We start from the raw sequence: 17,527 nt of genomic DNA on the forward strand, positions 1-17,527 counted from the left end.
AAGTCGCCGCTACCTTGTCAAAACGGGCATCTGAAAATGCAACGCAGCTTTATTCCCGGCATCCTTGCCATGGCCTCGATCGTCGTGGCCTCAAACATCCTGGTCCAGTTCCTGATCCTTGACGGCCTGTTGACCTGGGGTGCCTTCACCTATCCGTTGGCCTTTCTGGTCACCGACATCATGAACCGCGTCTATGGCGTGGGTCCGGCCCGCAAGGTCGTATTCGCCGGTTTTGTCACCGGTATCATCTGCTCGCTGATCGGCAGCCAGATCATGCTGCAGGGTGACGGGTTTACCTATGCAGCCGTACCGCTGCGCATTGCTGTGGCTTCGGGCACCGCCTTCCTGATTGCGCAATTGACCGACGTCACTGTGTTCAACTCACTGCGAGGTGGCCGCTGGTGGCGCGCGCCGCTGGTGTCGACACTGGTTGGCTCGGCGCTGGATACAGCGATCTTCTTTACCCTGGCGTTCTCGGCCTCGGTTACCGTCTTTGGTGCCAATGCAGATGCAGCGATCAACTGGGCGTGGGAGCCTGTGCCCTTCATGCTGTCCGGCCCGATGGCCCCACTCTGGGTAACGCTGGCCTTCGCCGACTGGCTGGTGAAACTGTCGCTGGCGCTAATCGCCCTGATTCCGTTCAAGGTGATTGTTGCCCGTTTGACCGCCGCGCAGCCTGCATAAAAAAGTGCTTTGAGATTGGCGCATCTTGTGTCAGGCTCAGAGTTAACCGCAACAGATAGAAAAGGAGGTGATCCAGTGTCGAGAAAGAGATTGGAGAGAGGTGTTGGAACAACCGGGGGGATCGCCTGTTAAGGCAGCCCTTGGCGGAGCGCTCGCTCCGGCTGGTCGATTGATCTAACCGACCCAACCTCCTGAACTTTCGAAGGGCCGTCCCGCCGGGGCGGCCCTTTTTGTTTTCAACTGCACCCTGTAAGGTCCGATCCATGTTGCGCATCACCGACGATATCGCCCTGCAAGACTGGGAAATGACCGAAAGCTTCGTGCGGTCCTCTGGTCCGGGTGGGCAGAACGTCAACAAGGTCTCCACCGCCGTTGAGCTGCGGTTCGAGGCCGCGCGCTCACCTTCCTTGCCTGATCCGGTCAAGACACGTCTGAAACGGCTGGCCGGACGTCGCTGGTCCAAGGACGGCGCGATCATCATTCAATGTGAAGAAACACGTTCTCAGGCCCGCAACCGCGAGATTGCGCGTGACCGGTTGGCCGAGTTGATCACGCGCGCACTGGTCAAACCCAAGCGTAGGATCGCGACCAAACCTACGTACGGTTCGGTCAAAAGGCGGTTGGCGGCAAAGAAAGCCCGCGCGGATGTCAAAGCCCTGCGAGGCAAAGTGTCCGAAGATTGATCTGGCAGTTTCGCTGCACGTTGCTACTCTGCCGATGCAAGGCGCAGGGGAGGTAAAGCCATGAGGCTTGAGGGAAAAACCGCCATCGTAACTGGCGGCGCATCCGGGTTCGGCGCTGGGATTGCGCAAAAGTTCCTGACCGAAGGCGCCCGCGTGATGATCGCAGATATCAATGGCGAAGCGGCTTCCGACATGGCGTCTGCGGTCGGCACGAATGCCATCGCACAGCACGTTGACGTCTCGGATGCGGCATCGGTTCAGGCCATGGCACATGCGGTGTCGGAAGAATTTGGACGACTGGATATTCTGGTGAATAATGCGGGCGTAACGCACCTGCCGACCCCATTGGAGGACGTCAGCGAAGATGATTTCGACCGCGTTTTCGCCGTGAACATGAAATCCGTCTACCTGACCGCGCGCGCCTTTGTTCCGCAGATGAAGACACACGGCGCGGGGGCGATCCTGAACGTGGCCTCGACCGCGGGTCTGTCACCGCGCCCCAATCTGAACTGGTACAACGCCTCCAAAGGCTGGATGATCACCGCGACCAAGACGATGGCCGTTGAACTCGCCCCCTCGGGCGTGCGCGTGAACGCGATCTGCCCGGTGGCGGGCGAAACACCGCTGCTGAAATCCTTCATGGGCGAAGACACTCCGGAAATCCGCGCCAAGTTTCTGTCGACCATCCCGCTTGGCCGTTTCTCAACCCCCGAAGATATGGCCAACGCCGCCTGTTTCCTGTGCTCGGACGAGGCCAGCATGATCACCGGCACAGCCCTCGAAGTGGACGGAGGCCGATGCATCTGATCCGCCCTTCATCTGGTCATAAATATCTCCGCCGGAGGCAGCGCGCGCCAGCGCACTTTCCGGCTCAACATTCGAGACGAAGATGAACCCTGGACCCAGAAACCTGATCACTGATGTCCCTGGCCTGAAAGTCGGTCACGCGCAGGATGAGACGCTTAAATCAGGCGCAACCATTCTGACGGCGGACAACCCGTTCACAGCTTCGGTGCATGTGATGGGCGGTGCCCCCGGCACGCGTGAGACCGACCTTCTGGCGGTCGACAAAACTGTTGATCGGGTCGATGCGATAGCCCTGTCTGGTGGTTCAGCCTTTGGGCTGGATGCCTGCTCGGGCGTGTCAGACGCATTGCGTGCCCAGGGTCGCGGGTTTCAGGTCGGCCCGGCCGTCGTGCCAATCGTGCCGGGCGCGATTCTGTTCGATCTACTCAATGGCGGAGATAAGAACTGGGCCGAAAACCCCTATCGCGCCCTGGGGAAGTCCGCGTATCTGGCCGCCTCACCAGAATTTGAACTGGGCTCGGTGGGGGCTGGCACGGGCGCATTGGCCGCGATGCACAAAGGTGGCTTGGGCTCAGCTTCGCTGGTGCTTGAGGATGGCGTTACTGTTGGCGCGCTGGTTGCGGCTAATCCGCTTGGCAGCGTGACCACACCGGGTGACCGGCATTTCTGGGCTGCGCCGTTTGAGATCGATGACGAGTTCGGCGGATTGGGGCCAGACCCGGCCTCAGGCTTTGGCTCCGTCCCTGTCAGCCGCAAGGCGCAGATGATGCATTCTGCCCCTCCAGATCGCGCAAACACCACGATTGCTATAGTTGCAACTGATGCAGCGCTGACCAAACCGCAATGCCAGCGTCTGGCGGTAGCCGCCCATGACGGCATCGCCCGCGCCATTGTTCCTGCACACTCGCCTGGCGACGGAGATCTCGTGTTCGGTCTCAGCACCGGGGCCCGCACCGTTCACGCCGAGGCGATGGCGATGATCGGCCACGCGGCTTCGATCTGTCTTGCACGCGCAATCGCCCGAGCGATCTATCTGGCCACGCCCAGCCCGGGCGACCTGCTGCCGTGTTGGTCTCAGTTACATGACTTCGGTTAAGGACGGCCCCGATTACCTGTGACACAGTGCCATCGCGCGGCAATCTGCGCGTTGACTCTCTGCTGCACCAGCGGTCCATTCTGTGCAGCCAATTCGTATCGGAGCAAAAGCTATGAATCGTATCCTTGCCACCGCAATTGCCGGTCTGCTGGCCCTTCCTGTCTATGCAGAAGGTGATGCCGAAGCGGGTAAGAAGACCTTCAACAAATGCAAATCCTGTCACATGATTGCTGACCCTGCAGGTGAAGTTATCGTTAAGGGCGGTAAGACGGGTCCGAACCTGTACGGAATCGCAGGCCGCACCGCCGGCACTGAAGAAGGCTTCAGATACGGCGATAGCATCGTGGCCGCGGGCGAAAATGGTCTGGTCTGGGATGAAGAGACTTTCGTGGCCTACGCCCAAGACCCCAAAGCATTCTTGAAAGACTATTTGGGGGAAACCTCGGCCAAGTCGAAAATGACCTTCAAGCTGAAGAAGGGCGCCGAAGACGTTTACGCCTATATCGTGAGCGTTTCGGGAGAGTAACTCCGCCAACAGGTTTACAGACGAACTTCGAAATGCCGCAGCCCCTGCGGCCTTTCGTGCGATTGATTGACATTGTAATCAGCGCCACTTTGGGGAAAACCGGTAAGGCCATGTGCACCGGAGATCGCCAACAGGAGACGACAGATGGGAATCTTGATCCCGGCTTGGGTTGAGGGCGAACTGACACCCGTCGACAAGCTGGAGGCGCATGAAAAGGGGCTGCGACACAAGGCTGTGTCCGTGTTTGCCGTGCGCGGGACCGAGATATTGCTGCAACGCCGGGCGATGGGCAAATACCACACGCCGGGTCTATGGGCGAATACCTGTTGTACGCATCCGGATTGGGACGAAAGCGCTTCGCATTGTGCCGTCCGGCGCCTGCGCGAAGAATTGGGCATCACCGGGCTCTATCCCGAATACCGGCATCGATTAGAGTATCATGCCGATGTCGGCAACGGAATGGTCGAGAACGAGGTGGTCGATGTCTTTCTGGCCCATGTGCGTGGGGCCCTGAAAATCGAGCCTAACCCGGAAGAAGTGATGGATATCCGCTGGGTCGATTACCACGATCTGCTGGCCGAGGTGAAACGGCATCCCGACCGTTTTACCCCGTGGCTCAAGATTTATCTGCACAATCACGCTGACACGATATTTGGACCTGACCTGATAATCTCGGCCAATTCGTAACCCTGCCTTGCAAGGCGGACGCAAGCGGCATACATCAACGCGCCATGGCCAAGCAGAAGCAGAACACTGACCCGAATTACAAAGTGATCGCCGAAAACCGGCGTGCGCGCTTCGATTATGCGATCGAAGACGATCTCGAATGCGGTATTGTCCTGGAAGGGTCCGAGGTCAAATCCATGCGTGCCGGTGGGTCGAACATTGCTGAAAGCTATGCGTCGGTTGATGACGGAGAGCTATGGCTAATCAACAGCTATATCGCGCCCTATGAGCAGGCCAAGGTCTTCAAACATGAAGAACGCCGCCGCCGTAAACTGCTGGTGTCACGCAAGGAACTGTCGAACCTGTGGAACGCGACCCAACGCAAAGGCATGACGCTGGTGCCGCTGGTGCTTTATTTTAATCACAAGGGTCGGGCGAAGCTGAAGATCGGCATCGCCAAAGGTAAGAAGCTGCACGACAAGCGCGAAACGCAGGCCAAGCGCGACTGGTCACGGCAGAAACAGCGCTTGATGAAGGACCACAGTTAGAACGCCATGGCCGCCTGAACCGCGCGTTGCCAGCGTGCATAGGCCGCGTCTCGGTCAGCTACGGGTTTTGCAGGCTCAAACCGCCGGTCCAGATCCCAGGTTTCGGCGAATCCGGCCTGATCCGGGTAGACACCCGCTTTCATGCCCGCCAGCCATGCGGCACCAAGCGCGGTGGTTTCCTGCATCACCGGGCGGTCGACCGGGGCGCCCAGAATGTCGGAAAGCCCCTGCATGGCCCAGTCCGAGGCGCTCATTCCGCCGTCGACGCGCAGGATCACGTCAGTCTCTGCGCCCCAATCGCCCTGCATGGCGTGCCACAGGTCGCGGGTCTGGAACGCGATGCTTTCCAGCGTGGCGCGCGTGATTTCGGCGCGGCCTGAATTGCGAGTCAGGCCAAAGATTGCGCCCCGGCAATCGGGTTTCCAATAAGGCGCGCCCAGCCCAGTAAAGGCAGGGACGAGAACAACGTGCTGGTTCGGATCAGCTTTGGCGGCCAGTTCACCGCTTTGCGGTGCGGTTTCGATGATTTGCAACGCATCGCGCAGCCATTGCACCGCCGCACCGGCAATGAAAATCGAGCCTTCAAGCGCATAGGTTTTCTGCCCGTCCAACTGATAGGCAATTGTCGTTAGCAGCCGGTTTTTCGATTCAACTGGCTGCGTACCGGTGTTGAGTAGTGCGAAACAGCCCGTGCCATAGGTGGATTTCATCATGCCCGGCTGGAAACAGGCCTGTCCGATGGTGGCAGCTTGCTGATCCCCCGCCACGCCGAGAATTGGAATATTACCGCTAAACAGGGAGGTCGATCCGAAGTCAGCGGCGCAATCGCGCACGTCGGGCAACAAAGCTTGGGGGATGTCCAGCAAGTCGCAGATCTCGGTACTCCATTCCCCTTTGTGAATATCGAATAGCAATGTGCGGGCCGCATTGGTGGCGTCGGTGGCGTGCACGCGCCCTTCTGTCAGTCGCCAGATCAGGAAGGTATCGATTGTGCCGAACAGCAGCTCTCCGGCGGCGGCACGGTCGCGTGCGCCGGGGACGGTATCAAGCAACCATTTGACCTTGGTGCCTGAAAAATAAGGATCTAGCAGCAGACCGGTCTGGGCAGTTACGTCATCCTCGCATCCCGCTTTGCGAAGACGCTCGCAAATCTCAGCGGTGCGACGGTCCTGCCAGACGATTGCGTTGTGAATGGGGCCCCCAGTTGCGCGATCCCAGATGACAGTGGTTTCGCGTTGGTTGGTAATCCCGATACCAGCGATCTGTGCCGCGGATACACCTGTCGTTTGCATCACTTCACGGCAAACCGTCAGAACGCTGTCCCATATCTCCTCGGCATCATGCTCAACCCAGCCTTCCTGTGGGAAATGCTGTGTAAACTCGTGCTGCGCAGTGCCGACGCGCTGCATTTGCGCGTCGAACAGGATTGCACGAGACGATGTGGTGCCCTGATCGATTGCCAGAATATAGGTCATTCCTGCGCCCCTCCCGCTTTGGTTTTGCAGGACTTTAGCGCAAACACAACCAAACGTGCCAGAGGAGAAATCAGACCGGAGACACCGGTAGATTGTCGATCAGCCGCACGCCGTCGACCAAGGCTGCCGCAAACAGTCGTGCGGGTCGTTTGGCATGGGTCATAGGCTCCAGCGTTTCAGCGCAGCGTAGTTGCAGATACTCCACTTCGTTGAAACCGGCGGCCAAAAGATCGGCCTGTGCCTGAGAAGCCAAAGCTTCAAATTCTTCGCCTTTTTCCAGCGCCTGAACGACTGCACGCATGATGCGATGTTTTTCGGCTGCGATGGCCAGACCATCCTCGGATAGCCTTTGATTGCGCGAAGACATTGCGAGGCCCGAAGGTTCACGCACCGTGGGGCAACCAATCACCTCGATAGGGATATCGAGGTCGCGGGCCATCCGGCGGACGATCATAAGCTGCTGATAGTCTTTTTCCCCGAAATAGGCTCGATCCGCTTGCGTTTGCAGGAACAGCTTGGCGACAACTGTTGCCACACCATCGAAATGACCCGGGCGGAATTCTCCCTCCATCGCGTCGGTCAGACCCGAGACCGAGACTGTGGTGGCGAAGCCATCTGGGTAAATCTCATCCGGGTCGGGCGTGTAGATCGCATCGACGTTGTAAGGCGTGAGTTTATTTGCGTCTTCTTGTTCGGTGCGCGGATAGTTGGCGAGGTCTTCGGGGTTGTTGAACTGCTTGGGGTTTACAAAGATCGTCACGATCACCCGGTCGCAAGCCGTCTTCGCGGCTTCGGCCAGCGACAGATGCCCCTGGTGCAGCGCACCCATGGTGGGGACAACTCCGATCACCTCACCATTCAGATGCCAATCACGGGTCAGAGCGCGCAAGTCTGCCAGTCGACGCAGAATAGGCGCGGTCATGACTTGGGTCCTTTGACGGGTACGGCATCGGCAAAGACATGTTCGTCTGCCGGGAAGCTTCGCGCACGAACCTCGGCTGCGTATTCAGCAATGGCGGCTTCGGCCAACGGGCCAAGATCAGCATAGCGTTTGACGAATTTCGGTTTGAAGGCGGTGAAAAAGCCAAGCATATCGTCCACCACCAGAATTTGCCCGTCACACCCGGCCGAGGCACCAATGCCGATTGTGGGGATCGCAATCTCAGCGGTAATCCGGTTGGCCAAACCCTGCGGAACTTTCTCTAACACGACCGAGAACGCGCCTGCTTCGGCGACGGCCTGGGCGTCGGCCAATACGGCATCGGCCTGTTCGTCGCGCCCTTGTACCTTATAGCCACCCAAAGTGTTTATCGACTGCGGTGTCAGGCCAATATGTGCCATCACCGGGATCCCGCGTTTGACCAGAAACCGGATGGTTTCAGCCATCTCGACGCCACCTTCCAGCTTAACCGCCCCAGCTCCTGTTTCCGACATCAGCCGGGCTGCGTTGCGGAATGCCTGAGCCGGATCATGCTCGTAGCTGGCGAAAGGCATGTCGATCACCATCATTGCCTTGTCCAGACCACGGGCAACGGCCTGACCGTGCATGATCATCATCTCCATCGTCACACCAAGAGTCGACGTCAACCCGTGCAACACCATGCCGACGCTGTCACCGACCAGAACGAAGTCACAATGCGCATCCATCAACTGCGCCATCGGTGTTGTGTAGGCGGTCAACGAGACCAGAGGATCAGTACCTTTCCGGGCGCGGATATCCTCGGCGTTCGGGGCTTTCTTGCGGGCGGTGGCGCTCATGCTCGCTCCTCGCAGGGTTCATGTTGCAGCGCGGCATAGCAGATGCGGCAGGCGCAAAGAAACCCCGGTTGCGCCAACAATTCCTTGATTGACCTCGGGTTTGCGAGGACATTGGTCGCAGATCGGCCCGAAAAAAGCAGGGCTAGCCAATTTCAGTGGGGAGAGATTTTCATGACAAAGCAGCGCTTTCGCTCGTTCGCGTCGGCCCTGGTCCTTGGCGCGGGCCTGTTTGCCACGCAGGCCATGGCCAAATCTGACATCACCATCGCCATGCAGCTTGAGCCACCGCATCTGGACCCGACCAGCGCTGCGGCGCAGGCTATCGATTCGGTTGTCTACACCAATATCTTCGAAGGCCTGACCCGGTTCATGGGGGATGGCTCGGTGGTGCCGGGGCTGGCCGAAAGCTGGGAAATCTCGGATGACGGTACCGTTTACACATTCAAGCTGCGCGACGGTGTGACATTTCACGATGGCACAACGATGGATGCCGAGGACGTCAAGTTCACCCTTGATCGCGCCACGGCAGAAGACAGCGCCAATGCGCAGAAGGCTTTGTTTGCGGGCATTAAAAGTGTCGAGGTGGTGGACCCCCTGACCGTTCAGGTGACGTTGAATGAGCCGAACGGGAACTTCCTTTTCAATCTCGCCTGGGGTGACGCGGTGATCGTTGCGCCCGAAAGCATCGAGAATATCAAGACCAATCCGGTTGGCACGGGGGCCTTCACCTTCTCTGACTGGCTGCAGGGTGACAGCATCATCCTGAATCGCAACCCCGACTATTGGGGCGAACAGCCCGCGTTAGAGACCGCAACGTTTAAGTTCATCTCGGATCCGACCGCCGCCTTTGCCGCCATGATGGCCGAGGATGTGGACGTGTTCGACAACTTCCCCGCACCCGAGAATCTGCCGCAGTTCGAGGCTGATCCGCGCTTTCAGGTTCTTGTCGGCTCGACCGAGGGGGAAACCATTCTGTCGACCAACAACAAACAAGCCCCGTTTGATGACATATTGGTCCGACAGGCATTGGCCCACGCGATTGACAGGCAGGCAATCATTGATGGGGCTATGTTCGGCTATGGCACACCCATCGGTACGCATTTTGCTCCGCATAATCCGGCTTACGTCGATCTGACCGGCAATTCGGCCTATGACACGGAAAAAGCCAAGGCGCTGCTGGCCGAGGCCGGGTATCCCGATGGGTTCGAGACCACGCTGCACTTGCCGCCGCCTTCCTACGCCCGACGCGGGGGTGAAATTATCGCTGCCCAACTGGCCGATATTGGCATCACCGCCGAGATCATCAATGTGGAATGGGCGCAATGGCTGGAAAGCGTGTTCAAGGGCAAGGAGTTTGGCCTGACCATCGTCAGCCATACCGAGCCGATGGATATCGGTATTTATGCCCGGCCCGACTATTACTTCCAATATGACAGCACCGACTTTCAGGCATTGATGGACACGCTGAATTCGACCACGGACCCTGATGAGCGCACACGTTTGCTGGGTGAGGCTCAGCGCTTGATTTCGACCGATTACGTCAACGGGTATCTGTTTCAACTTGCCAAGCTTGGCGTGGCCAAGGCCGGTGTTGAGGGGCTATGGGAAAACGCACCCACGGCAGCGATCGATCTGACCGGGATCAGTTGGTCCGAATAGAAGAACAGAGTTGGACCGGGGCAATGGCCAGCGCCCCGGCGCGAACTGTTGCACCATGAAACCCACAAGGATTCTGGTTTGGCGGGTTTCTTTTTGTCTATCTTCTCGTGCCTTAGGCGCTGGACCCACACGGGATGTGACCCTAACGTTTCCAAATGCTCCGCTACGCCCTCAAACGTCTGCTGTCGCTGATCCTGAGCCTGGCCGTCGCCTCGGTTGTCATCTTTGCAGTGATCGAGGTCGCGCCCGGTGATCCGGCGTCGTTCATGCTGGGCGTGAACGCGCAGGCCGATACATTGACTGCGCTGAGAGCTGAACTGGGCCTCGATGTCTCGAAGATCGAGCGGTACTTTAACTGGGTCGGCGGGATGCTGGTTGGGGATTTTGGTACGTCCTACACCTATCGCACACCCGTGTCGCAGATGATCGCAGATCGATTGTGGGTGTCATTGCCGCTGGCTTTATACGCGCTGACCCTGTCCACGCTGATTGCTTTCCCCGCCGGTATCTACGCAGCCTCACGGCGGGGCAAACCGGGTGATCTGACCGTGATGGGTGCGACTCAGCTTGGTATCGCGGTGCCGAATTTCTGGTTCGCGATGATGCTGGTGCTGGTCTTTGCCATCAATTTGCGCTGGTTCAATGCCGGCGGTTTCGCGGGTTGGGAGAACGGCATTTGGACCGGTCTACATTCGCTGACCCTTCCAGCCATTGCATTGGCCCTGCCGCAAGCGGCGATCCTTGCGCGGGTTATGCGCTCGGCTCTGTTGGATATTCTGGCCGAGGATTTTATGCGCACCGCACGTGCCAAGGGCCTTTCGCGTCGGCAGGCGCTTTGGCGACACGGAGTGCGGAATGCTCTGATCCCGGTACTGACGATCATTGGACTCCAATTTTCCTTCCTGCTGGCGGGTTCGATCATCATCGAACAGGTGTTTTATCTACCCGGCCTCGGGCGGCTGGTTTTTCAGGCCATATCGGCGCGCGATCTGATTGTCGTGGAATCGGTCGTTATGCTGCTGGTCTTTGCCGTCATCATGGTGAACTTTTTTGTCGATCTGGCCTATGCCGCAGTCGATCCAAGGCTGAGGAGCAGGACATGAGCCGCAACCTGATCCTTGGCGCGACGCTGTCCTCACTGGTGGTGCTGGCAGCGCTGGTGTCCTTTGTCTGGACCCCATACGACCACGCCGCGCTGAACATTCCCGCCAAGCTGGAGCCACCCAGCGCGCAGTACTGGTTCGGTACCGATCATTTCGGACGCGACATGTTCTCGATGATCATGGTTGGTGCGCGCACCTCGATTGCGGTGGCGCTGGTCGCGGTCGGGATTGGCATGGCGCTGGGCGTTCCCTTGGGTCTGGCCGCCGCTGCGCGCAGTGGATCGTGGCTAGATGAATTCATCATGCGCGGCAATGATCTGGTCTTTGCATTCCCCTCTCTCGTCATCGCCATTCTGATCACCGCCGTCTTTGGTGCCGGGGCCATAAACGCGATCATCGCCATCGGTATCTTCAACATCCCCGTTTTTGCCCGCATCACCCGAGGCGCAGCTTTGTCTCTTTGGGAGCGCGAGTTTATCCTTGCCGCCCGCGTGTCAGGCAAAGGCGCGGCACGGATATCGGCTGAACATATCCTGCCCAATGTCGCCAATCTGCTGATCGTTCAGGGAACAATCCAGTTCTCACTTGGCATTCTGGCCGAGGCTGGGCTGTCCTATGTCGGTCTTGGTGCGCAACCGCCTACGCCAAGCTGGGGCAGAATGCTGGCCGATGCGCAGACGATGGTTAGTTTTGCCCCGCATTTGGCTCTGATTCCGGGTCTTGCCATCATCGTGACGGTTTTGGGCCTGAACCTTCTGGGTGATGGCTTGCGCGATTGGCTGGACCCTCGGATACGGGTGGCCCGCGCATGAGTCTTTTGCAGATCAAGGACCTCTCGTTGGCTATCCATGGCACGCCGATTTTAAAGAAGATCAACCTGTCGATTGCCCCTGGGCAGATCGTGGCTGTGACCGGCGAAAGCGGTTCGGGCAAATCAATGACAGCCTTTGCCGTGATGCAGTTGCTGCCAAACGATGCCGAAGTAGATGGGGTGCTAGAGTTAGAGGGCCAGAACCTGCTGAACCGGTCTGAGGCCGAGATTTGTGCGTTGCGGGGCGCTGCGATCGGAATGGTTTTCCAAGAGCCGATGACTGCCCTGAACCCGGTGAAGACCATCGGCGATCAAGTTATGGAGACTATCCTGATCCACAAGGCCATGCCCCCGGCCAAAGCGCGCGCTCGGGCCGAAGAGGTTCTAGCCCGGGTTGGATTGCCAACCGACAGGTTTCCGTTGAAGCGTTATCCTCACGAACTGTCAGGCGGTCAGCGCCAGCGAGTGGTGATCGCCATGGCGATTGCACTGCGCCCCCGACTGTTGATCGCGGATGAGCCGACAACGGCGCTTGATGTGACCACGCAGGCGCAAATCCTTGATCTGCTTAAAGGGCTCGTGTCGGAGTATGGCATGGGTCTGCTGATGATCACGCATGATTTGGCGGTGGTTGCAGACATGGCGGATCAGATTGTGGTCATGCGGCGTGGGGAGGTTGTTGAAACGGGCGCAACAGATCATCTCCTGCGCCATATGCAGCACCCTTACACCCGTATGCTGTTCGAAGCTTCGGGGCATCAAGTCAACCTGCCGACCTCTCCTGCACCGCGAGCGTTGCTTGAGGTCGAGAACGTGGTGCGGGACTACCGTCTGCCCCGAACGCGCCTGTTTGCCACGCCCGGTCATCATCGGGCCGTCGATCAGGTCAGCTTTACCCTGAATCGGGGGGAGCGTTTAGGGCTAGTCGGAGAGTCCGGTTGTGGAAAATCGACCCTAACACGAGCCATTTTAGGCTTAGAGGAGGTGCAGCAAGGCCGCATTTCCCTTGATGGCCAGCCTGTTTTCACCGGCCACAAACCCAATCTGGCAGTGCGACGCAAGATGCAGGTGGTGTTTCAGGACCCCTATGGCAGCTTCAATCCTCGCCACCGGGTCGCGCGCCTGATCACCGAGCCATTTCATTTGCTGGACACCCCGCCAACCGGTTCTGAACGGCAGGATCGCGTCGCTGAGATGCTTACCGCCGTTGGCCTAAGCCCCGATGATGCGGGCCGCTACATTCACGAATTCTCGGGTGGGCAGCGGCAACGTATCGCTATTGCGCGCGCTTTGATTATTCGACCCGAGTTGATCTTGTTTGATGAGGCTGTCTCGGCGCTGGATGTCTCGGTCCGCGCCCAAGTTCTCGACCTGCTGGCCGAGCTTTGTGCGGCTTACGATCTGACTTACCTGTTCATCAGCCATGACCTGAGCGTGGTTCGAACCATCACCGACCGTGTGCTGGTGATGCAGGCCGGCAAGATTGTGGAACAGGGTGAAACCGAGCAAGTCTTCACAGAGCCTCAGCATCCTTACACACGAACTCTGATCAATGCGGCACCGAAATTGCCGGAGACTGGACGAGGCGCTGCATGAAAAACCCTTGTATAGAGCTTGATATTGGAGCTTCCGATGACTAACCCCCTCTGGTTCGATCCCAACCTTTGCCTGATCGGCGGAGAATGGAAAATGCCCGCGTCAGGTCAAACCTTGCCGCTGGTGAATCCCTCGGACGGTTCCGAAATTTGCCAGATCGCTCGAGGTGGCGAAACCGATATCGACGCTGCGGTGCAGGCCGCCCGATCCGCGTGCGATGGCGATTGGGGTCGCATGACGGCCCTGGAGCGTGGGCGTATTCTCACCCGACTGGGGCAACTGGTTCTGGACCGAGTGGATGAACTGGCACAGCTAGAGGCGATGGATGTCGGCAAACCGCTGACCCAAGCGCGGGCAGATGCGGTAGCATTGGCGCGGTATTGCGAATTTTATGGTGGTGCTGCGGATAAAGTGATGGGCGAGACCATTCCCTATCTGGATGGCTATACCGTCTACACGTTTCGCGAGCCGCATGGTGTGACCGGCCACATTGTGCCGTGGAATTATCCGATGCAGATCATTGGCCGTTCTGTCGGGGCGGCGCTGGCAATGGGTAACGCCTGTGTTCTGAAACCGGCGGAAGAGGCCTGCCTGACCGCACTGGCCTTCGCGCATCTGGCGATACAGGCGGGCCTTCCGCTTGGTGCCCTGAATGTGGTGCCCGGCCTGGGGGCTGAGGCGGGCGCGGCCCTGTCGGCACACCCGGGTGTGGATCACATTTCATTCACCGGTTCGGTCGCGACAGGCGCGTTGGTTCAGCAGGCGGCGGGACGAAACGTTGTTCCGGTGACACTGGAACTGGGCGGCAAGTCGCCGCAACTGGTTTTCGATGACGCCGATCTGGATGCCGCGCTGCCGTATCTGGTGAATGCGGGTATACAGAATGCGGGCCAGACCTGCTCGGCCTCTTCGCGCATTCTGGTGCAGCGCGGTGTTTATGATGCGGTGAAATCCCGTATGGCGACTGCCTATCAAGAACTCACCGTTGGTCCGGCGGTCCGGGATTTGCGCGTCGGTCCGCTGATCTCAACACGGCAAAAAGAAATCGTGACCGGTTTCCTTCACCAAGGCTCGGACTTGGCGATTGCCGCCGAGGGCCAGATTGCGGCTGGCGCACCCGAATCCGGCGCATATGTCCGGCCCACATTGTTCTCGGATGTGCCGCCCGATCATGCCTTGGCGCGGGATGAGATCTTTGGCCCCGTACAGGTTCTGATCCCGTTTGACACCGAAGAACAGGCTCTAACCATAGCAAATAGCACCGAATATGGCCTTGTTGCCAGCGTCTGGACCCGAGATGGTGGGCGGCAGATGCGGCTGGCCAAGGGTTTGCGTTCGGGGCAGGTGTTCATTAACAACTACGGCGCGGGCGGAGGTGTCGAGCTGCCTTTTGGCGGCGTTGGAAAATCCGGCCATGGCCGCGAAAAAGGGTTCGAGGCGCTTTATGGGTTCTCACAACTGAAAACGGTTGCGGCCTACCACGGCTAAACGATCACTTCGATCGGCTCCTGCGCTCCAACGCCAAAGACGCGCTTGTACCGCTCAATCTGCTCGGCGGGTCCCATCGCCTTTTCCGGGTTGTCAGATAGTTTGACCGTCGGGTAGCCATTGGCCGAGACCGCCTTGCAGACTAGCGAAAAGGGAGCCAATGCGTCATTCGGTACAAGTTCGCGGAAGTCATTGGTCAGCAACGTACCCCAGCCGAACGAGACATTGGTTTGATCCGCGAACTGAGCGTGCAATTCGCGTATCTTGTCCACATCTAACCCGTCCGAGAAAATAACCCGCTTCTGCGTCGGGTCTTCGCCGCGTGATTTCCACCAGTCTATTGCGATTTTTGCGCCGGTTGCGGGGTCGCCGCTGTCAACGCGAATGCCGGTCCAGCCTGCCAGCCAGTCAGGCGCGCGGTCCAGAAACCCTTTGGTGCCATACGTGTCGGGCAGAATGATGCGCAGATTTCCATCATGTTCCTCGTGCCAGTCGCTGAGGACGTCATAGGGCGCCTGCGCAAGCGCGGCGTCGTCTTCGGCGAGCGCAGAATACACCATAGGTAGTTCATGTGCGTTGGTGCCAATAGCCTCAACTTCGCGTCGCATTGCGATCAGACAGTTGGACGTTCCGGTAAAGGACGAGCCCAAACCTTCAATCATGGCCTGCACACACCAGTCCTGCCAAAGGAAGGAATGCCGCCGCCGCGTACCGAAATCCGCGATCCCAAGCCCCTCAATAGTGCGAAGCTGGGCTATCTTTTCCCATACGCGTGTCATTGCACGGGCATAGAGCACCTGTAGTTCGAACCGGCGCATATCGTTCAGAACCGCGCGTGAGCGTAATTCCATCAGTACGGCCAGCGCCGGGATCTCCCATAGCATGACCTCGTGCCACTTACCCTCAAAGGTCAGCTCATACTGATCACCCTTACGCTCCAGATGGTAAGGGGGCAGGCGCAGGTTCTCGAACCATTCCATGAAATCCGGGCGGAACATCTGACGCTTGCCGTAGAATGTATTGCCCCGCAACCACGTGCTTTCCCCACGACTCAGACTTAGCGAGCGGATGTGATCCAACTGCTCGCGCAGCTCGCCTTCATCGATCAAACGGGCCAATGGCACGTGATTCGACCGGTTGATCAGCGAAAACACCACATCGGTTTGGGGCTTATTTCGAAACACTGACTGGCACATCAGCAGTTTGTAGAAATCTGTGTCGATCAATGACCGGATAATCGGGTCAATCTTCCATTTATGATTGTAGACCCGCGTCGCGATATCGACCATGGGGACCTCCTGCAATTTCCGTTGTTAGATCAATCGGAGCACGAAATGGCAAGAGTCGCGGAATTGGGAACAATGCCCACGACAGAACACATTACGGGCTTATTGTGGGTTTCCTTCACGCTTTAGTGAGGGGTGGGGATGGAACTGAAGGTTGAAGTTAGTGAATGAGTCTCGAGTACGATTTTGACATTGTTGCAATAGCTCCGGATGAGGTTGATCCTGAGCATGGGCAAACATCGATAACTGGGCGGCCCCCGGTGCGGGCGCGGTTCAGGGATATCAAGACGGCAGACGCTTTGCGCGCTGCATCGCCCAAGATTCGCAGAATATTTCTGGAATCAGGATTTAGCCTGAACGAGTCGGATGGGCATCTTGCCCGCGGTTATTTTCGACCAGAAGACGCTGAAGATCGCCTCCTGATCCTAAAGCGGCTTTTTGCGAATATCCGGAATATGGGTGTCCAGGGAGAGTATAGTGGTGAGTTCGATTTCCATCACTTCTTGGGCCATATCAGGTCCGCAAAGCCCGGGACCGTGAACCGGAAAATGCCCGAGCGACCATTGCAAGCGCCACGCCCAAGACCAGTGCGTCCAAAGCGTCGCACGGTTTCTGGGCGTATCGGTTTCGCGTTAGGTCTTGCCGTGATCCTGTTTGTGTTTCTGAAACTGCTGGCCGAGCATGGTGCCGCGCTTTGATCCTCAGGCCAGTGTCACACCTGCTGCGCGCATTGCCTGCTCTGCGACAGCCAAAGATCCGTCCATATCAATGGCGCGGCACAAGTTGCTTAAGACAGTGACATCAAACCCCAGCTGTGCCGCATCTACCGCCGAATAATGCACGCAGAAATCTGTTGCCAAACCGACCATGGTCAGCTGCGTGATCCCGCGCGTCTCAAGATAGCCTTTTAGACCAGTGGGCGTGGAATGGTCGTTTTCGAAGAACGCGCTATAGCTATCGATAGCGCTGCGAAATCCCTTGCGGATGATCAGATCGCCATCTGTTCGCAAATCCGGATGGAAGTTCGCGCCTGCGCTGCTCTGAACACAGTGATCGGGCCACAAGACCTGAGGGCCATAAGGCATGTCGATCATCTCGAACGGCGCTTTGCCAGTATGAGAACTGGCGAATGAAGAATGCCCCGCCGGGTGCCAATCCTGTGTCAGGATCACCGTATCGAAGGTATCCATGATCGCATTGATCGGTGCGACGATCTCGTCCCCTCCGGCTACGGCAAGCGCGCCGCCGGGGCAGAAGTCATTCTGAACATCGATAACGAGCAGGGCGTGGGACATGCTGGCCTCCTAAAGTCGTGTTATCGGTATGGTGCGCAGCGGGTAT

At 58.2% G+C, this 17,527-nt stretch carries 18 protein-coding genes; 13 read left to right on the forward strand and 5 right to left on the reverse strand.

Annotated features, from left to right (window positions below; translation table 11 throughout):
- The first annotated feature begins 36 nt into the window (after positions 1-36).
- From AC2TEM_RS20040 to smpB, 7 genes are all read left to right on the forward strand, one after another.
- A complete protein-coding gene (locus AC2TEM_RS20040) occupies positions 37-684 on the forward strand; it encodes a queuosine precursor transporter (RefSeq protein WP_170394930.1) in 648 nt (215 codons plus the stop codon).
- Positions 685-947: 263 nt separating this feature from the next.
- The gene (gene arfB, locus AC2TEM_RS20045; RefSeq protein WP_170426043.1) at positions 948-1,367 is read left to right on the forward strand and encodes an alternative ribosome rescue aminoacyl-tRNA hydrolase ArfB; all 420 of its coding nucleotides are present in this window, start codon (positions 948-950) and stop codon (positions 1,365-1,367) included.
- Between the two features lie 60 nt (positions 1,368-1,427).
- A complete protein-coding gene (locus AC2TEM_RS20050) occupies positions 1,428-2,174 on the forward strand; it encodes an SDR family oxidoreductase (RefSeq protein WP_170608920.1) in 747 nt (248 codons plus the stop codon).
- Positions 2,175-2,256: 82 nt separating this feature from the next.
- The gene (locus AC2TEM_RS20055; protein WP_170426047.1) at positions 2,257-3,270 is read left to right on the forward strand and encodes a P1 family peptidase; all 1,014 of its coding nucleotides are present in this window, start codon (positions 2,257-2,259) and stop codon (positions 3,268-3,270) included.
- Between the two features lie 112 nt (positions 3,271-3,382).
- Positions 3,383-3,796 carry a c-type cytochrome gene (locus AC2TEM_RS20060; protein WP_170394920.1) on the forward strand — a complete coding sequence of 138 codons (414 nt, stop codon included), beginning with the start codon at positions 3,383-3,385 and terminating at the stop codon, positions 3,794-3,796.
- Positions 3,797-3,940: 144 nt separating this feature from the next.
- On the forward strand, positions 3,941-4,483 hold the full coding sequence (idi, locus tag AC2TEM_RS20065; RefSeq protein ID WP_170394917.1) for an isopentenyl-diphosphate Delta-isomerase: 543 nt from the start codon (positions 3,941-3,943) through the stop codon (positions 4,481-4,483).
- A 44-nt stretch (positions 4,484-4,527) separates the two neighbouring features.
- Positions 4,528-5,010 (forward strand): SsrA-binding protein SmpB, encoded by a 483-nt coding sequence (gene smpB / locus AC2TEM_RS20070; protein WP_170426049.1) that lies wholly within the window; start codon positions 4,528-4,530, stop codon positions 5,008-5,010.
- On the opposite strand, the gene glpK is transcribed toward smpB, so the two are convergent.
- The 3 genes from glpK to panB form a co-directional block, all read right to left on the reverse strand.
- Entirely contained in the window at positions 5,007-6,485 is a 1,479-nt protein-coding gene (gene glpK, locus AC2TEM_RS20075; protein WP_170426051.1) for a glycerol kinase GlpK, read from the reverse strand. The two genes, smpB and glpK, sit on opposite strands and share 4 nt — an antisense overlap.
- A gap of 70 nt (positions 6,486-6,555) precedes the next feature.
- Positions 6,556-7,407, reverse strand: coding sequence for a pantoate--beta-alanine ligase (gene panC / locus AC2TEM_RS20080; protein WP_170426053.1), 852 nt, complete (start codon positions 7,405-7,407; stop codon positions 6,556-6,558).
- Positions 7,404-8,243: a 3-methyl-2-oxobutanoate hydroxymethyltransferase gene (gene panB / locus AC2TEM_RS20085; protein WP_170426055.1), complete on the reverse strand. Its 840-nt coding sequence runs from the start codon at positions 8,241-8,243 to the stop codon at positions 7,404-7,406. The genes panC and panB overlap by 4 nt, the downstream gene beginning before the upstream one ends.
- A gap of 171 nt (positions 8,244-8,414) precedes the next feature.
- Between panB and AC2TEM_RS20090 the strand changes: the two genes are divergently transcribed.
- The 5 genes from AC2TEM_RS20090 to AC2TEM_RS20110 all read left to right on the forward strand — a co-directional run bounded on the left by AC2TEM_RS20090 (position 8,415) and on the right by AC2TEM_RS20110 (position 14,900).
- On the forward strand, positions 8,415-9,902 hold the full coding sequence (locus tag AC2TEM_RS20090; protein WP_170466674.1) for an ABC transporter substrate-binding protein: 1,488 nt from the start codon (positions 8,415-8,417) through the stop codon (positions 9,900-9,902).
- 155 nt (positions 9,903-10,057) lie between these two features.
- On the forward strand, positions 10,058-11,005 hold the full coding sequence (locus AC2TEM_RS20095) for an ABC transporter permease (protein WP_170426057.1): 948 nt from the start codon (positions 10,058-10,060) through the stop codon (positions 11,003-11,005).
- Positions 11,002-11,817, forward strand: a complete 816-nt coding sequence (locus AC2TEM_RS20100) for an ABC transporter permease (protein ID WP_170426059.1) — start codon at positions 11,002-11,004, stop codon at positions 11,815-11,817. Before AC2TEM_RS20095 ends, AC2TEM_RS20100 begins: the two co-directional genes overlap by 4 nt.
- The gene (locus tag AC2TEM_RS20105) at positions 11,814-13,412 is read left to right on the forward strand and encodes a dipeptide ABC transporter ATP-binding protein (RefSeq protein WP_170426062.1); all 1,599 of its coding nucleotides are present in this window, start codon (positions 11,814-11,816) and stop codon (positions 13,410-13,412) included. The genes AC2TEM_RS20100 and AC2TEM_RS20105 overlap by 4 nt, the downstream gene beginning before the upstream one ends.
- A gap of 36 nt (positions 13,413-13,448) precedes the next feature.
- The gene (locus AC2TEM_RS20110; RefSeq protein WP_170426064.1) at positions 13,449-14,900 is read left to right on the forward strand and encodes an aldehyde dehydrogenase family protein; all 1,452 of its coding nucleotides are present in this window, start codon (positions 13,449-13,451) and stop codon (positions 14,898-14,900) included.
- On the opposite strand, the gene pncB is transcribed toward AC2TEM_RS20110, so the two are convergent.
- The gene (gene pncB / locus AC2TEM_RS20115) at positions 14,897-16,189 is read right to left on the reverse strand and encodes a nicotinate phosphoribosyltransferase (RefSeq protein WP_170394888.1); all 1,293 of its coding nucleotides are present in this window, start codon (positions 16,187-16,189) and stop codon (positions 14,897-14,899) included. The genes AC2TEM_RS20110 and pncB overlap by 4 nt on opposite strands.
- Positions 16,190-16,353: 164 nt before the next feature.
- Here pncB and AC2TEM_RS20120 point away from each other — a divergent pair, with 164 nt between their 5' ends.
- Complete coding sequence (locus AC2TEM_RS20120; RefSeq protein ID WP_170426066.1) at positions 16,354-16,884, forward strand: hypothetical protein; 531 nt, start codon at positions 16,354-16,356, stop codon at positions 16,882-16,884.
- A 3-nt stretch (positions 16,885-16,887) separates the two neighbouring features.
- Here AC2TEM_RS20120 and pncA read toward each other — a convergent pair whose 3' ends face one another.
- Positions 16,888-17,481, reverse strand: coding sequence for a bifunctional nicotinamidase/pyrazinamidase (pncA, locus tag AC2TEM_RS20125; RefSeq protein ID WP_170408552.1), 594 nt, complete (start codon positions 17,479-17,481; stop codon positions 16,888-16,890).
- Positions 17,482-17,527: the final 46 nt, after the last annotated feature.

It is taken from the genome of Ruegeria sp. HKCCD3925, from assembly GCF_057221175.1.

Bases quoted from the DNA above. Each gene is read 5' to 3' on its own strand.
- AC2TEM_RS20040 (WP_170394930.1), top strand. From the start codon at position 37: ATGCAACGCAGCTTTATTCCCGGCATCCTTGCCATGGCCTCGATCGTC.
- arfB (WP_170426043.1), top strand. From the start codon at position 948: ATGTTGCGCATCACCGACGATATCGCCCTGCAAGACTGGGAAATGACC.
- AC2TEM_RS20050 (WP_170608920.1), top strand. From the start codon at position 1,428: ATGAGGCTTGAGGGAAAAACCGCCATCGTAACTGGCGGCGCATCCGGG.
- AC2TEM_RS20055 (WP_170426047.1), top strand. From the start codon at position 2,257: ATGAACCCTGGACCCAGAAACCTGATCACTGATGTCCCTGGCCTGAAA.
- AC2TEM_RS20060 (WP_170394920.1), top strand. From the start codon at position 3,383: ATGAATCGTATCCTTGCCACCGCAATTGCCGGTCTGCTGGCCCTTCCT.
- idi (WP_170394917.1), top strand. From the start codon at position 3,941: ATGGGAATCTTGATCCCGGCTTGGGTTGAGGGCGAACTGACACCCGTC.
- smpB (WP_170426049.1), top strand. From the start codon at position 4,528: ATGGCCAAGCAGAAGCAGAACACTGACCCGAATTACAAAGTGATCGCC.
- glpK (WP_170426051.1), bottom strand. From the start codon at position 6,485: ATGACCTATATTCTGGCAATCGATCAGGGCACCACATCGTCTCGTGCA.
- panC (WP_170426053.1), bottom strand. From the start codon at position 7,407: ATGACCGCGCCTATTCTGCGTCGACTGGCAGACTTGCGCGCTCTGACC.
- panB (WP_170426055.1), bottom strand. From the start codon at position 8,243: ATGAGCGCCACCGCCCGCAAGAAAGCCCCGAACGCCGAGGATATCCGC.
- AC2TEM_RS20090 (WP_170466674.1), top strand. From the start codon at position 8,415: ATGACAAAGCAGCGCTTTCGCTCGTTCGCGTCGGCCCTGGTCCTTGGC.
- AC2TEM_RS20095 (WP_170426057.1), top strand. From the start codon at position 10,058: ATGCTCCGCTACGCCCTCAAACGTCTGCTGTCGCTGATCCTGAGCCTG.
- AC2TEM_RS20100 (WP_170426059.1), top strand. From the start codon at position 11,002: ATGAGCCGCAACCTGATCCTTGGCGCGACGCTGTCCTCACTGGTGGTG.
- AC2TEM_RS20105 (WP_170426062.1), top strand. From the start codon at position 11,814: ATGAGTCTTTTGCAGATCAAGGACCTCTCGTTGGCTATCCATGGCACG.
- AC2TEM_RS20110 (WP_170426064.1), top strand. From the start codon at position 13,449: ATGACTAACCCCCTCTGGTTCGATCCCAACCTTTGCCTGATCGGCGGA.
- pncB (WP_170394888.1), bottom strand. From the start codon at position 16,189: ATGGTCGATATCGCGACGCGGGTCTACAATCATAAATGGAAGATTGAC.
- AC2TEM_RS20120 (WP_170426066.1), top strand. From the start codon at position 16,354: ATGAGTCTCGAGTACGATTTTGACATTGTTGCAATAGCTCCGGATGAG.
- pncA (WP_170408552.1), bottom strand. From the start codon at position 17,481: ATGTCCCACGCCCTGCTCGTTATCGATGTTCAGAATGACTTCTGCCCC.